This window comes from Pseudomonas sp. NPDC077186 (assembly GCF_044543505.1).
Classification (GTDB): Bacteria; Pseudomonadota; Gammaproteobacteria; order Pseudomonadales; family Pseudomonadaceae; genus Aquipseudomonas.
Genome location: NZ_JBITWE010000002.1, coordinates 306,271 through 320,639 on the forward strand (window position 1 = coordinate 306,271; position 14,369 = coordinate 320,639).

Annotated in this window: 13 protein-coding genes and 1 pseudogene; 6 read left to right on the forward strand and 8 right to left on the reverse strand. The window is 64.7% G+C overall.

Going from position 1 to position 14,369, the window contains the following annotated elements; genetic code table 11:
- Positions 1-55 precede the first annotated feature (55 nt).
- A complete protein-coding gene (locus tag ACIGKL_RS10060) occupies positions 56-4,180 on the forward strand; it encodes an EAL domain-containing protein (protein WP_397486515.1) in 4,125 nt (1,374 codons plus the stop codon).
- A gap of 176 nt (positions 4,181-4,356) precedes the next feature.
- On the opposite strand, the gene ACIGKL_RS10065 is transcribed toward ACIGKL_RS10060, so the two are convergent.
- The 3 genes from ACIGKL_RS10065 to mpl are packed head-to-tail and all read right to left on the reverse strand — an operon-like array spanning position 4,357 to position 6,631.
- The gene (locus ACIGKL_RS10065; protein ID WP_397486516.1) at positions 4,357-4,653 is read right to left on the reverse strand and encodes a YceK/YidQ family lipoprotein; all 297 of its coding nucleotides are present in this window, start codon (positions 4,651-4,653) and stop codon (positions 4,357-4,359) included.
- Positions 4,646-5,275, reverse strand: a complete 630-nt coding sequence (gene ubiX, locus ACIGKL_RS10070) for a flavin prenyltransferase UbiX (protein WP_397486517.1) — start codon at positions 5,273-5,275, stop codon at positions 4,646-4,648. Before ubiX ends, ACIGKL_RS10065 begins: the two co-directional genes overlap by 8 nt.
- Positions 5,276-6,631: a UDP-N-acetylmuramate:L-alanyl-gamma-D-glutamyl-meso-diaminopimelate ligase gene (gene mpl, locus ACIGKL_RS10075; RefSeq protein WP_397486518.1), complete on the reverse strand. Its 1,356-nt coding sequence runs from the start codon at positions 6,629-6,631 to the stop codon at positions 5,276-5,278.
- 248 nt (positions 6,632-6,879) lie between these two features.
- Here mpl and ACIGKL_RS10080 point away from each other — a divergent pair, with 248 nt between their 5' ends.
- From ACIGKL_RS10080 to ACIGKL_RS10100, 5 genes and pseudogenes are all read left to right on the forward strand, one after another.
- On the forward strand, positions 6,880-7,335 hold the full coding sequence (locus tag ACIGKL_RS10080; RefSeq protein WP_106733470.1) for a GNAT family N-acetyltransferase: 456 nt from the start codon (positions 6,880-6,882) through the stop codon (positions 7,333-7,335).
- 81 nt (positions 7,336-7,416) lie between these two features.
- On the forward strand, positions 7,417-8,244 hold the full coding sequence (locus ACIGKL_RS10085; RefSeq protein ID WP_397486519.1) for a zinc-dependent peptidase: 828 nt from the start codon (positions 7,417-7,419) through the stop codon (positions 8,242-8,244).
- A 78-nt stretch (positions 8,245-8,322) separates the two neighbouring features.
- Positions 8,323-8,850, forward strand: coding sequence for an inorganic diphosphatase (ppa, locus tag ACIGKL_RS10090; protein WP_397486520.1), 528 nt, complete (start codon positions 8,323-8,325; stop codon positions 8,848-8,850).
- Positions 8,851-9,221: 371 nt separating this feature from the next.
- A pseudogene (locus ACIGKL_RS10095) lies at positions 9,222-9,401 on the forward strand (transposase); the annotation flags it as partial.
- Positions 9,402-9,592: 191 nt separating this feature from the next.
- Positions 9,593-10,354 (forward strand): IclR family transcriptional regulator, encoded by a 762-nt coding sequence (locus ACIGKL_RS10100; RefSeq protein ID WP_280075991.1) that lies wholly within the window; start codon positions 9,593-9,595, stop codon positions 10,352-10,354.
- A 22-nt stretch (positions 10,355-10,376) separates the two neighbouring features.
- Here ACIGKL_RS10100 and ACIGKL_RS10105 read toward each other — a convergent pair whose 3' ends face one another.
- Genes ACIGKL_RS10105 through ACIGKL_RS10125 form a run of 5 tightly spaced genes read right to left on the reverse strand, consistent with a single transcriptional unit; the run spans position 10,377 to position 14,324 of the window.
- Complete coding sequence (locus ACIGKL_RS10105; RefSeq protein WP_397486521.1) at positions 10,377-10,955, reverse strand: NUDIX hydrolase; 579 nt, start codon at positions 10,953-10,955, stop codon at positions 10,377-10,379.
- A gap of 41 nt (positions 10,956-10,996) precedes the next feature.
- Entirely contained in the window at positions 10,997-12,013 is a 1,017-nt protein-coding gene (locus ACIGKL_RS10110) for a 2Fe-2S iron-sulfur cluster-binding protein (RefSeq protein ID WP_397486522.1), read from the reverse strand.
- A 36-nt stretch (positions 12,014-12,049) separates the two neighbouring features.
- Positions 12,050-13,033 (reverse strand): amidohydrolase family protein, encoded by a 984-nt coding sequence (locus ACIGKL_RS10115; RefSeq protein WP_397486523.1) that lies wholly within the window; start codon positions 13,031-13,033, stop codon positions 12,050-12,052.
- Between the two features lie 17 nt (positions 13,034-13,050).
- Entirely contained in the window at positions 13,051-13,401 is a 351-nt protein-coding gene (locus tag ACIGKL_RS10120) for a non-heme iron oxygenase ferredoxin subunit (RefSeq protein ID WP_003463089.1), read from the reverse strand.
- A 20-nt stretch (positions 13,402-13,421) separates the two neighbouring features.
- The gene (locus ACIGKL_RS10125; protein ID WP_266207177.1) at positions 13,422-14,324 is read right to left on the reverse strand and encodes a DMT family transporter; all 903 of its coding nucleotides are present in this window, start codon (positions 14,322-14,324) and stop codon (positions 13,422-13,424) included.
- Between the last annotated feature and the right edge of the window lie 45 nt (positions 14,325-14,369).

The following is a 14,369-nucleotide window of genomic DNA, read 5'->3' on the forward strand; positions in this document are numbered from 1 at the left end:
CGCACCGCGCCGCCGCGAATCGCTCAGACGCGCCCTGGTGGTGCTGGTGCTGGCCATGCTCGGGCTGCTGGCCTGGCAGCTGCTGCAGGAATACCGCCAGTTGCTGGACAGCCAGCAGCAGTTGAGCCGCAGCTACAGCGAACAATTGGCCAAGCACCTGGGCCTGAACATGCGCCTCAAGGCCCAGGCCGGCCAGGCCATGCTGCAGGGCAGCGAGCCGAGTAGCGTCAGCGCGGACGGACTGGCCGCGCAGCTCAAGCCGCTGCGCGGCATCTTCCCGACCCTGGCCAGCCTGGCCTGGCTCGACGACCACGGCCAACTGCTGGCCGACAGCGCCGGCGAGACCGCCGACCTGAGCTTCATCCGCAGCCTGCAGCAACGCAGCGGCGGCGCGCCCTACCACTTCGCCTTCAGCGCCCACGACGGCGGCGCGCTGTACCTGCTGCTGCGCCAGAGCGACGGCAGCGCGCGGGTGCTGCGCATGAGCGTGCGTGCGCTACGCGGCTGGCTGCGCGAGCAGCACCAGAGCGAACACGCCTGGCTGCTCGAGGACCTGCAGAGCCGGCGGGTGATCGCCCGTGCCGACGCCCTGCAACAAGGCAGCCTGGTCGCCCCGGTCACCGCCGAGGAGCAGGCGCAGAGCCTGCAGCTGATCCCCCTGGACGGCAGCGACTGGCAGCTGCGCGCGCTGTTCGACGCCGATCGCGCCGGCAGCCGGTTGATGCCGACCCTGGCCGGCAAGTTTCTGCTGTTCGCCCTGTGCAGCCTGCTCACCCTGCTCGCCCTGTACGGCCTGCAGCGCGAACAGCGCAGCCTGCAGCGGCTCAACGCCGAATCGCGGCGCTCGCTGCGCCAGGCCGCCAGCGCCCTCGGCGCGGTGGAGGAACGCATCCTGGTGACCCAGGCCGACGGCAAGCTGCGCTACCTCAACCCGCAGGCCGAGGCGCTGTTCGGCCTGAGCAGCCAGGCGGTGTGGGATCGCCACCTGCTGGAGCTGCTGCCCGACCTCGACCCGCTGCTGCTCAACAGCCCACAACAGACCAGCGACCTCGGCCCGGAGCTGGTGCGGGTGGTGCAGCAGGGGCGCGCGCGTCTGTTCGCCGTGACCCGCAGCGACATCAGCGAGGGCGGCCGCCAGGCCGGCTACGTCTGGGTTCTGCGCGACGTCACCGACGAGCAACAGGCGATGCGCGTGCTGCAGGAAACCCGGCGGCGCTACCAGGACATCTTCGAAGGCACCGGGGTGGCCCTGTGCGTGCTCGACCTGGCCGGCCTGCGCAGCTTCCTCCTGCAACACAAACTGCGCGACAGCGCGAGCCTGGGCCGCTGGCTGCAGGCCGACGCCGGGCACCAGCGGCAACTGCTGCAACAGCTGCGCATCACCGAGGCCAACCAGGTGGCGCTCAACCTGCTCGGGGTCAGGTCCACCGAGCAGGCCTGGCAGCAGCTGATCGACTGCGGCCCGCTGCAGCCGGACGACCTGCGCTACCGGCTGGCGGTGGCCGTGCTGGAGGGCCCCAACCTGGTCGAGCTGGAGACCCAACTGATCACCGCCCAGGGCCTGCAGCGCCATGTCTGGCTGCTGCTGCGCCTGCCGGAGATGATCCAGGACTACCAGGCGGTGACCCTGAGCATCGGCGACATCACCAGCCGCAAGCGCATCGAGCTGTCGCTGATCGAGCGCGAGCGCTTCTGGTCCGAGGTGGTGCGCTCGGTGCCCGACCTGCTCTACGTGCACGACATGCAGAGCAAGCAGGTGCTGTTCAGCAACCACAGCCTCGGCCTGCAGCTGGGCTACAGCGTCGGCGAACTCAAGGCGATGACCGGGGAATTCTGGGAGCAGGTGCTGCACCCGGACGACAGCGACTACTACTGGCGCATCCGCAACCTGCAGAAGGTGGTCGGCGACGGCCTGCTGCTCGAGTCGGTGCTGCGCTGGCGCCACCGCGACGGCCAGTGGCGCTGGTTCAGCATCCGCGAACAGGCCCTGGCGCGCGATCCGCGCGGCCGGGTCAGCCGCCTGATCGGCGTGGCCAAGGACATCACCGAACAGATCGAGCGCAACCAGTCGCTGCGCGACAGCGAGCAGCGCTACCGCCTGCTGGCCGAAAGCATCAGCGACGTGATCTTCTCCACCGACGACGGCCTGGCGCTGAACTACGTCAGCCCCTCGGTGGAGCCGGTGCTGGGCTACTCGGTCGACTGGGTGATGGCCAACAGTTTCTACAGCCTGGCGGCCAATCCCCAGCAACTGAACGGCCTCAACCTGCTGCTCGAACGCATCCGCGACGCCCTCGGCGACCGCCCCCGCCTCGACCGCCTGCGCGAGGAGCTGCCGGACCAGCTGTTCGTCTTCGACTGCCTGCGTGCCGACGGTCACAAGATCCCGGTGGAACTGCGCCTGGTGCTGATGTGGGACGAGAACGGCCGCTTCGAGGGCATCCTCGGCGTCGGCCGCGACATCAGCCAGCAGCGCCGTGCGGAGAAGGACCTGCGCATGGCCGCCACGGTGTTCGAGCACTCCACCGCAGCGATCCTGGTCACCGATCCGGCCGGCTACATCGTCCAGGTCAACAAGGCCTTCAGCCGGGTCAGCGGCTACTCCGCCGGCCAGGTGCTCGACCAGCTGCCCGGCATGCTCACCGCCGACCGCCAGCAGGCGGCGCACCTGCAATACATCCTCGGCCAGCTCAACCAGCGCGGCAGCTGGGAGGGCGAGGTGTGGCTCAAGCGCAAGGGCGGCGAGAACTTCCCGGCCTGGGTCGGCATCACCGCGGTGCACGACGAGGAAGGCGACCTGGTCAGCTACGTGTGCTTCTTCAGCGACATCAGCGAGCGCAAGGCCAGCGAGCAGCGCATCCATCGCCTGGCCTACTACGACGCCCTCACCCACCTGCCCAACCGCACCCTGTTCCAGGACCGCCTGCACAGCGCCCTGCAGCATGCCGAACGGCACCAGGAATGGGTGGTGCTGATGTTCCTCGACCTCGACCGCTTCAAGCCGATCAACGACTCGCTCGGCCACGCCGCCGGCGATCGCATGCTCAAGGACGTGGCCATCCGCCTATCGGCCTGCGTCGACGGCGACGACACCGTGGCGCGCATGGGCGGCGACGAATTCACCCTGCTGCTGCAGCCGCGCGCCACCCGCGAGGGCGCGCTGAACCGGGCGATCCACGTCGCCGAGCAGATCCTCTCCAGCCTGGCGCGGCCGTTCGTCCTCGAGGGCCGCGAGTTCTTCGTCACCGCCAGCATCGGCATCGCCCTGGCGCCGCAGGACGGCGAGGAACTCAGCCAGCTGATGAAGAACGCCGACACCGCCATGTACCACGCCAAGGAGCGCGGCAAGAACAACTTCCAGTTCTACCAGGCGGACATGAACGCCAGCGCCCTGGAGCGCCTGGAGCTGGAGAGCGACCTGCGCCATGCCCAGGAACAGGGCCAGTTCGTCCTGCATTACCAGCCGCAGTTCTCCGGCGACGGCCGGCGCCTGACCGGGGTCGAGGCGCTGCTGCGCTGGAACCACCCGCGCCGCGGCCTGGTGCCGCCGGACGAGTTCATTCCGGTGCTGGAAGAACTCGGCCTGGTGGTGCAGGTCGGCGACTGGGTGCTGGACGAGGCCTGCCGCCAGCTCAAGGCCTGGCACGAGGAGAAGATCCGCATCCCGAAGATCTCGGTCAACCTGTCGGCGCGCCAGTTCGCCGAGGGCGACCTGCACACCCGCATCGCCGCCATCCTCGCCGACAGCGGCATCCCGCCGGCCTGCCTGGAGCTGGAGCTGACCGAGAGCATCCTGATGCGCGACGTGGCCAGCGCCATGCAGACCCTGGCCGACCTCAAGCGCCTGGGCCTGTGCATCGCGGTGGACGACTTCGGCACCGGCTACAGCTCGCTCAACTACCTCAAGCAGTTCCCCATCGACGTGCTGAAGATCGACCGCAGCTTCGTCGACGGCCTGCCCGAGGGCGAACAGGACGCGCAGATCGCCCGCGCCATCATCGCCATGGCCCACAGCCTGAACCTGGCGGTGATCGCCGAGGGCGTGGAAACCCAGGCGCAGCTGGACTTCCTGCGCATGCACGACTGCGACGAAGTGCAGGGCTACCTGCTCGGCCGGCCGATGCAGGCGCAGCAGTTCAGCGCCCAGTTCGGCAATGCGGCGCTGTTTATCCTGAGCTAAACGCAATCCTGGGATGGGTTAGCCGCCAAGGCGGTATGGGCTAGCGCGGCGCCTGGCAGCTGGGTCGTATCAGGACAGATGCACCCGCCGCTAACCCAACCTACGGGCCTGACCTGAGGACGCGGCCAGCATCATGTAGGGTGCGCCGCGCGCACCAGGCCTTCACCGGGCCAGCCCTACAGCCCGCCGCTGACGCCCAGGCCGATCCCCAGCGCGGTGGCCAGCGAAAACGGCAGCAGCAGGGTATCGAGCAGCGCGCTGGCCGGCAGGTCCAGCCCCGGGTAACGCGGCGCCTCGGCGCCGAAGCGGTCCAGCGGACAACAGCCGCCGTTTAGCGCATACCAGTCCAGCCGCGTGCCGGCGTAGACCACCGGCGCATCGACCTTCGCCGCATCCAGGGTGCGTACCGTGGCGCAGCCGCTCAGGCTCAACAACGCCAGGACGGAGATGCCCAGGCGCATGGCGCTAGTCATCCGACACCAGATGGTGCTCGCCCCAACGCGGCAGCATGTCCTGGGGGATATTCAGGCAGTTGAGGATGCGCGCGACGACGAAATCCACCAGGTCGTCGAGCGTCTGCGGCTGGTGATAGAAGCCGGGCGAGGCCGGCAATATGGTCACGCCCAGGTTGGACAGCTTGAGCATGTTCTCCAGGTGGATGCTCGAATACGGCGCCTCGCGCGGCACCAGGATCAACTGGCGACGCTCCTTCAACGCCACATCGGCGGCGCGCTCGATCAGGTTGTTGCAGGCACCGCTGGCAATGGCCGACAGGGTGCCGGTGCTGCACGGCACCACCACCATGGCGGTCGGCGCGCCGGAGCCAGACGCCGCCGGCGCCAGCCAGTCCTCCTTGCCGTAGACCCGTATCTGCCCCGGCGCCGCACCGGTGTACTCGGTGAGGAACTGAGCCATGGCCTGCGGCTTGGCCGGCAGCGCCACGTCGGTTTCGGTGGCCATCACCAGTTGTGCCGCCTTGGAGATCAGGAAGTGCACCTCGCGATCCTCCTGCACCAGGCAATCGAGCAGGCGCAGGCCGTATTGCGCGCCTGAGGCGCCGGTCATCGCCAGGGTGATGCGTTCGGGGCCTGACATCTATGCCTCCAGGGCCTTGGCCAGTTTGCCGTGCAGGCCGCCGAAGCCGCCGTTGCTCATGATCACCACCTGGGTGCCAGGCCGCACCAATGCTTTGACACCGTCGATGATCGACTCCAGCGAGTCGCATACGCGGGTCGGGTTACGCGCCTGCGCCACGCTGGCGGTCAGGTCCCAGCCCAGGTTCGGCGGCGCGTACCAGAACACCGCGTCGGCCTGCGCGGCGGACTCGGCCAGGCCGTCGCGATGGGCGCCGAGCTTCATGGAGTTGGAGCGCGGCTCGATCACCGCGATCACCTGGGTCTGGTCGCCGACGCGCTTGCGCAGGCCGTCGAGGGTGGTGGCGATGGCCGTGGGGTGGTGGGCGAAATCATCGAAAATGGTCACGCCATTGACCTCGGCGACTTTCTCCATGCGCCGCTTGGCGTTGACGAACTGGCCCAGCGCCTCGATGCCCAGCGCCGGCACCACGCCGACATGGCGCGCCGCAGCGAGTACGGCCAGGGCGTTGGCGACGTTGTGCTGGCCGGTCAGGTTCCACTCCACGGTGCCCTCGACCTTGCCGTCGAAGCTCACCTCGAAGCGCGAGCCATCGGCGCTGAGCAAACGCGCCTGCCACTGGCCGCCTTCACCGGTGGTCTGCACGGGCGTCCAGCAACCCATCTCGATCACCCGCGCCAACGCGGTTTCGCTGGCCGGGTGGATGACCAGGCCTTCGCTGGGGATGATCCGCACCAGATGGTGGAACTGCCGCTCGATAGCCGCCAGATCCGGGAAGATATCGGCGTGATCGAATTCCAGGTTATTGAGGATCGCCGTGCGCGGACGGTAGTGGACGAACTTGCTGCGCTTGTCGAAAAAGGCGCTGTCGTACTCGTCGGCCTCGACCACGAAGAAGGGTGTCTCGCCCAGGCGCGCGGAAATGCCGAAGTTCTGCGGCACACCGCCGATCAGAAAGCCCGGCGCCATGCCCGCGTGCTCCAGCACCCAGGCCAGCATGCTGGAACTGCTGGTCTTGCCGTGGGTGCCGGCCACCGCCATCACCCAACGGCCCTGCAGCACGTGGTCGGCCAGCCACTGCGGGCCGGATACATAGGGCAAGCCCTTGTTCAGTACGTACTCGACGGCAGGATTACCACGACTCATGGCGTTGCCCACCACCACCAGATCCGGCGCCGGCTGCAAGTGCGCGGGGTCATAGCCCTGCATCAGCTCGATGCCCTGAGCCTCCAATTGCGTGCTCATGGGCGGGTAAACGTTGGCATCGGAGCCGGTGACGCGGTGGCCAAGTTCCTTGGCCAGCACCGCGAGCGAACCCATGAAGGTGCCGCAGATGCCGAGAATATGGATATGCATGAATGACCTCTTGAGGTGCCCTATTCACCGGGCTTAACGCGATGGCGGCAGGTTAGCACAGCGTCCGACGGGCGGCTGCTGCGCCCTGTTCAGACCAGGACGCGAAAACCAAGTTGCCCGGCCGGTAAAAATCAAACGCTTGCTTGGATTGCGCATTCAACTGGCTTTGAGGCAGCATCGACCGAGTCGCTGGCATATACAGCTGCATCGCCGCTGCTGCCCACCACAAAGAGAAGCCGAGGCCCACCATGCGCATCGTCCAAGCCACCCTGGAGCACCTGGATCTGTTGACCCCGCTGTTCGTCAAATACCGCGAGTTCTACAACGAGCTGCCCTACCCCGAGTCGTCGCGCAAGTTTCTCGAGAAGCGCCTGCGCCGCAAGGAGTCGGTGATCTACCTGGCCCTGGCCGACGACGAAGACAAGCTGCTCGGTTTCTGCCAGCTCTACCCCAGCTATTCCTCGCTGTCGCTCAAACGCGTGTGGATTCTCAACGACATCTACGTGGCCGAAGACGCTCGCCGCCAACTGGTGGCCGACCGCCTGCTGCACACGGCCAAACAGATGGCCAAGGACACCAACGCCGTGCGTATGCGCGTAGCCACCAGCCGCGACAACGAAGTGGCGCAGAAGGTCTACGAGTCCATCGGCTTCGTCGAGGACGAGCAGTTCAAGAACTACGTGCTGCCGATCAACGTCGATTGAGACAGCGAGCGCTCGCCACGGCTTGCCGCGAACGGCCACCGCCCTTATGGTGGCCGGGTTTTCCGCCACGAAGCATTCCCCATGTGGTCACTCAAGGCCTGGCGCCGTCGTCGCACTCTCGAACGCAACCCCGTCGATCCGGCTCACTGGGCCGAGGTTCGCAAGCGCCTGCCCATCCTTGACGGCCTCGAAGAACACGAAGAGCAGTACCTGCGCGAACGCGCCGTGCTGTTCCTGCATGACAAGCACCTGACAGCACTGCCCGGCCTCAAACTCGGCCCGGTCGAACACCTGCTGCTGGCGGCTCAGGCGCAATTGCCCCTGCTGCACCTGGGCGATCTGGACTGGTACCGGGGTTTTCACGAAATCGTCCTCTACCCGGACGACTTCATCAGCCCGCAGCGCCACCGCGATGCCAGCGGCATCGAACACGAATGGGACGACGCGCGCAGCGGCGAGGCCTGGCAACAGGGCCCGGTGATCCTCGCCTGGCCCGGGGTCGAGGCCAGTGGCGGCTGGGAAGGTTACAACCTGGTGATCCATGAACTGGCACACAAGCTGGATATGCTCGAAGGCGGCGCCAATGGCCTGCCGCCGCTGCACCGCGACATGCGCGTGCAGGACTGGGCCCACGCCATGCAGAGCGCCTATGACGCCCTGAACGCCGAGCTGGACGCCGACCCCGAGGCCGAAACCGCCATCGACCCTTACGCCGCCGAAGACCCGGCAGAGTTCTTTGCCGTCACCAGCGAATACTTCTTCACCGCCCCGGACCTGCTGGCCGACGCCTTCCCGGATGTCTACCGGCAACTGGCGCTGTTCTACCGTCAGGACAGCCTGGCGCGATTGCAGCGTCTGCAAGCGGAACACCCCGACTACAAGGCGGTCGAAAACGCGACCAATGGCTGAGTAGGACGCCGTAGTAACGCACTGCGAATACGCCTATAATGCGCCCCACTTTTTTGGCCCTCCCTGGGAGTTTCCCCCATGAGCTACAGCAAGATCCCGGCTGGTAAAGACCTGCCGAACGACATCTACGTTGCCATCGAAATCCCGGCCAATCACGCGCCGATCAAATACGAGATCGACCACGACAGCGATTGCCTGATGGTCGACCGCTTCATGGCCACTCCGATGTTCTACCCGGCCAACTACGGTTTCATCCCGCACACCCTGGCCGATGACGGCGACCCCCTCGACGTGCTGGTCGTGACCCCTTACCCGGTTGCTCCGGGTTCGGTGATCCGCGCCCGTCCGGTCGGCGTCCTGCACATGAGCGACGAAGCCGGCGGCGACGCCAAGCTGGTTGCCGTACCACACGACAAACTGACCGTTCTGTACAAGGACGTTCAGGAATACACCGACCTGCCCGCACTGCTGATCGAACAGATCAAGCACTTCTTCGAGAACTACAAGGATCTCGAGAAGGGCAAGTGGGTCAAGGTAGAAGGCTGGGGCAACGCTGAAGAAGCCCGCGGCCTGATCAACAAGGCAGTCGCGGCTTATCAAAAATAAGCCCTGACCACCTCCGAAAAGCCGGCCACAAGCCGGCTTTTTTATGCTCCAAAAAAATACTATAAAGTCCTAACCACAAGCTTATAGCCTAGATAAATCAATGACTGAAGCCATCTCTAAACCCGATCCAATCCGATGAGATTCGACCCCATCCGAGCGTGAAGTGGGGGGACAGAGGCGAACCGATGTGGCGGTGACTGATGGGAAAGCTGAATCCAAAGCAGGTAGAGAACCTCGCAGAACCTGGCACCTACGAAGAGGGAGACGGACTTCGACTAGTGGTAAAAGCGGCTAGTCGAAAATCGTGAGTACTGCGTTTTCAACTGCCAGGCAAACGCAGAGAGATGGGCCTAGGCTCCTACCCGGAAGTGAGCCTGCATTACGTGTCCTGGAAGCGTCGCGCAAAGGTGGCGGCTGACCTGAGGAGGATTTACCAGTCTGCCACGGCAGACGAGGCCGAACGGCGCCGCGGAGAGTTCGAGGCCAGGTGGGACGATGACTACTTGTCAATTGGCCAGTCTTGGCGACGCAACTGGGCCCGGATCACGCCCATCTGAGCGAGCCCAATCGTGACAATCACCTTATCAACCTTAAGTCAGTGTCCACTCAACCCGGGACAGGCAAGCCAAGCAATCAGTAGGGTCTGACTCCCATCGACGCACGGCAGGTCGTTATAATTTAAGACGCCAATCCTGCCACCCAAATTGGCTAAGCAAACATCGAAACTAGCCTCAGGTAATCCATGGCCACGCCAGTTAATTTATCCGTCATAAAAGCGTTTCGAATGCTGAATGCCTTCGAGTATGCCGGGGAAAAACTAAGCCTCTCGCAACTTACCCGGCGCCTCGATATGAATGTCGCCACCGCCCATCGCTTCCTGATCACCCTGCAATCGGTGGGGGCAGTAGTGAAGACGCCGAATGGATCCTTCGAACTGGGGTTGTTGCTGGCCGATCTCGGCGGAAAGGTGTCGATCATCGATGTGATGAACAGCATCTCCATGCCCCATGTCGAAAGCCTGGCCGAGCGCTTCGGCGAGACCATCCATGCCGCTATCCTCGACAACGACATGGTTTGCTATGTGGCTAAGGGCGAGGTCTCGCGCAGCCTCACGCTGATCACGCACATCGGCAAGCGCTTGCCGGCCTATTGCACGGGACTGGGCCAGGCCCTGATGTCGACGCTTGACGAAGCCGAGTTGCAGCGCTGCATCGCCCGCCAATCCTTCCAGCCATTCACGGAAAAGACGACCACCGAGCCGGCCGCGCTGCTCGAGAAGTTGCAACTGACCCGAGAGCGAGGCTATGCGATCGACGATGAAGAAGTGGAGATAGGCTTGCGCTGCGTGGCGGTGCCGATCATCGGGCGCAGCAACCAGCTCAAAGCAGCGATTTCCCTGTCGGCGCCAACCACCCGCCTGGACCAGGCGAAGGTCGAGGAAGTTGCCCAGGCATTACGCGAACAGGCCTTGCTGATTGGCGAGAAGCTGGCCGCCCGGCCCTGAGACGGCATCGATCATGACTCCCCTAATCGTCGGGATGCAGGTGTAGCCGCAGGTTGTTCATGATGCGCGCCGTCAGCCCCCATATCTGCTCGGTGCCGCAATCCAGCACCAGACTGTGTTTTTCCTCGCCGTCGTAGATCCTGCGCTCCTGGCGATAATGGTCGGCCTGGAGAAAATGGCTCAAGGGCACTTCGATCACCTCGGCCACCTCCTTGGCCTGCAGTCGCCAGCGCAGCGGACGCGTGACGATGCCCACCACGGGATAGATCACGACGCCACGGCTGTTGCGGCAGAGCGGTAGCACCAGCGGTACCTGCACTGCCGCTGGTGGCAAGCCGACTTCCTCTTGCGCCTCACGCAACGCGGCGCGTATCACCGACCCCTGATCCACCGCTTCGAGAAGGCCACCCGGCAAGCTGATTTCCCCCGCATGCCGGCGCATGCCGTTGGCCCGTCGGGTGAATACCACCGGGCACTCGGGCTCGGCGGCGAGCAGCGCAATCAGCACTGCCGCCACCTTCTCCGGCCCGGCATCCAAGTGCGGCGCCTCGCCGCTCAGTTGAGCTAGAAGTTGCAGCGCTTGTGCCGTTATCGCGTGCATGTCGTACCTCCACCGCTGCCGCAAAGAAACGCCAACGCCCCCTAGAAGAAGCGGTCGAAATGCACCTGTTCGGCCGGCACGCCCTGGTCGAGCAGCAGCATTTTGGTGGTTGCCTGCACCATGGGCGGTGGCCCTGCCAGATAGCATTCGTAGTCGGCCAACGTACCTGCCAAAGCCTGCTCCAATACTTCGTGGATAAAGCCTACCGCCCCCTCCCAGCCATCGCCGGGCGTGGGCTCGGAGATGGCGGCATGGAAGCGGACCCGCTCGGTAAAGCCGGGCAGAGCTTGCAGCTCAGCCAGGCCGCAGATATCGGCAGGCGTGCGGCCACCGAAGAAGAAGTGCAGTTTGCGCCCGGCCATCGCCGGATCGCTGAGCATGCCGCGGGCGATCGACAACACAGGCGAGATACCCGAGCCGCCGGCGATGCAGAGCACATCGCGCGGCACCGCGGTTTGCAGGAAAGCCAAGCCGTAAGGCCCTTGCAGCGTGACCTGGTCGCCCGGCGCGAGCAGGGTGAACAACGGCTCGGTTACCCGCCCACCGGGCTTCTTGCGGATCCAGAACTCCCATATGCCCTCGGCATTGGCGAGGTTGCTCATCGAGTAGGCCCGCGGACCGGGAGGAGCATCGCCGAGGCTGAGCATGGCGTACTGCCCCGGCAGGAAACGCGCGGGGGCGGGGCCGTGGAAGCGGAACTCGGTGATATCCGGGGTCAATTCGCGGCGGCTTTCCAGAGTGGCCTGGAAGCGCTGCGGCAGTATGCTCGGGCGGAAGCTTTCGTCGGTGCGCATGCTGATCACCAGATCACTTTTCGCGCGGCACTGGCAAGCCAGCTTGCGTCCCTTCTTCAGATCGCGGGCGGTCAGTCCCGGCGCATCCGGCCAGAGCTCCTCGACCTCGCCCTCAATCAGTTCGAATTTGCAACTGCCGCAACCACCCGAGTTGCACTCATAGGAAAGGCCGAGTCCGGCCGCGAGCCCGGCACGCAAAATAGAGTCATGCGTCTCGGTTTGTTCGAAAGACGCGTCGCTGTTGTGGATCTGTACGATAGGCATAACGGCCTCTCTTGGATTTATGGGTTGAACGCCGCGTTACAGGCCCAGAAAACGCAGACAGTTGGTCGTCTGCAAGGCTTCGCGGTCGGCCGCGCTGAGCCCCAGCCCCTCCAGCCGACGGCCGGGATGACTGTCACGAATGACGAAGGGATAGTCGGTGCCAATCATCAACTGGCTCGTGCCGTAGACCTGCATCAGGTAGGTCAGCGCCGGCTCGCTGTAGACTAGGGTGTCGTACCAGAACTGCCGCGCCACTTCCTGCGGCGAAGAGGGGATCGCCTCGCGCAGCGGCTTGCTGATTTCCCAGCCGTGCTGCAGGCGCGGCAGGATCATCGGGAAGGAGCCGCCGCCATGGCTGAAGGCAATGCGCAGGCGCGGGAAGCGGTCGAGCACGCCGTTGGCAATGAAGGCGGCGATGCCCAAGCCGTTCTCGTTGGGGAAGCCGACCAGCGCTTCGATCAACGGTGGCCCGTAGAGCCGCTCCTTGGTCGGGTGCAGGGCATGCACGAACAGGCACATGTCCTCTTCCTGCAGGGCGGCGAAGAACGGATCAAAACGGCGGTCACCCATGGCGATGCCGTTGATGTTCGAGCCCACCTCGACCCCGACCAGAGCGTATTCGTGCTTGAGGCTGCGCACTTCGCGCGCGGCCCGTTCCGGGTCCTGCAGCGGCACCATGCCCAGGCCGTAGAAACGCTGTGGAGCTGCGGCGACCATCTCGGCGATGGTGCCGTTGATATAGCGGCCGAAGGCCAGGGCATCGTCGAGGCCGAACCAGTAGGACAGCAGCTCCGGCATCGGCGACAGTACCTGGCGCTCGACGCCATCGGCGGCCATTTCCTCCAGGCGCCGGTTGCTGTCCCAGGCGTTGGCGGATACTTCGCGGAACGGCTTGTCGCCGATCATCACCGTGCGGTGATGGCCCTCGCCGCAGTGCATGCAGGGCCAGCCATGGTTTTTTTCCCGGCCCGGGTAGGCGGGAAAATCGGCCGGGACAACATGGGTGTGCATATCGATCATGTGTTTCTCCTCGCGGCCTAGGCCTTGATTACGCCGGCGGCGAGGTCGAGATAGACCTTGCCGCTTTCGACCGTGACCGGATACACCTTGATGGGCAGCACGCAGGGAAACGACAGCGCCTCGCCGGTGCGCACATCGAAGGTGCCGCCATGCCAGGGGCACTCCACCACGCAGTCCTCATCGACTTCGCCTTCGGAAAGCAGCGCCTGGCCGTGGGAGCAGATGTCGTCGGTGGCGTAGAACGCATCGGCGACCCGGTACACAGCCACCGGGCCGAGACCGGGCGGGGTCACCTGATGGATTTCGCTATTGCCCAACGCATCCGCGTCGCAGACGTAGAAGTGGGACATATTGATTACAAGGTCCATAGCGGCTCCTTTCTCAGAACTTATGCCAGTCCATAGGTCGTCACCAGAATCACCCCCGCAACGGTGGCGACGGTTCCGGCGACGACTTGAGGCGTGAAGATTTCGTCCGCGCGGATGAACACGTACGACACCAGCAGGACGAACAGTGGCGTGGTGGCGGCCAGCGGTGCGATGACCACCAGACCCTCGAATTGCAGCGCCGCATACAGCAGCACTGGCCCGAGACTGGAAAAGATCCCGGCGAGCACGAAGAAACCGAGCTCGCGCCGACTGCAGCGGATTTCGCCAACCGCACCGGTGAACAGCACGTACAGCGTGGAGAAGAACCAGGAAGAGGTGCAGGTGACCGCCGCGGCGGTCACCGCATCCGAACCGATGTCGATCCCGATCTTGCGAAAAACAATGGATATACCGTAGGACAACGAAGCCACCAGCGGCAGCAGCAGATAGATACGCGACACGTTCTGCAGACTGCGGGTCGGGTTCTGCCCGCCCTGCGCACCGACCACCACGCTGCCCAGCACCACCATCAAGGCGCCCAGCAAGCCCAGGTTGGTCACCTCTTCGCCGAGGAACAGAATCGCCAGCACCACGGAGATCACCGGATGGGTCAAGGTCAGCGGTGTGGTGATATTCGCTCCGAGTTTGGCCATTCCCTGGAATTGAAAGAGCCGGCCCAGCAAAGGCGCGAACACCCCGGAGAGGAAGAAGTAGCGCCACTCCCACCATTGCTCGAACTGCCAGCCGTAGACCAGCAGGCTCCAGCCCCAGAGAAAAACCACGTTGACGAATAACGTCAGCCACAACGCAGTCGTCGTCGACGCGCTCTTTACCCCGACCCGCACAAAAACGAAGGTGAGCGCAAACATCAAAGCCGAAAGCAAGGCCATGCCAATAGGCAGCGCTCCAGACACATCGGTCATACTTCATTCACTCCTGTACATGCGGCGGCACTCGGTTATCCAATA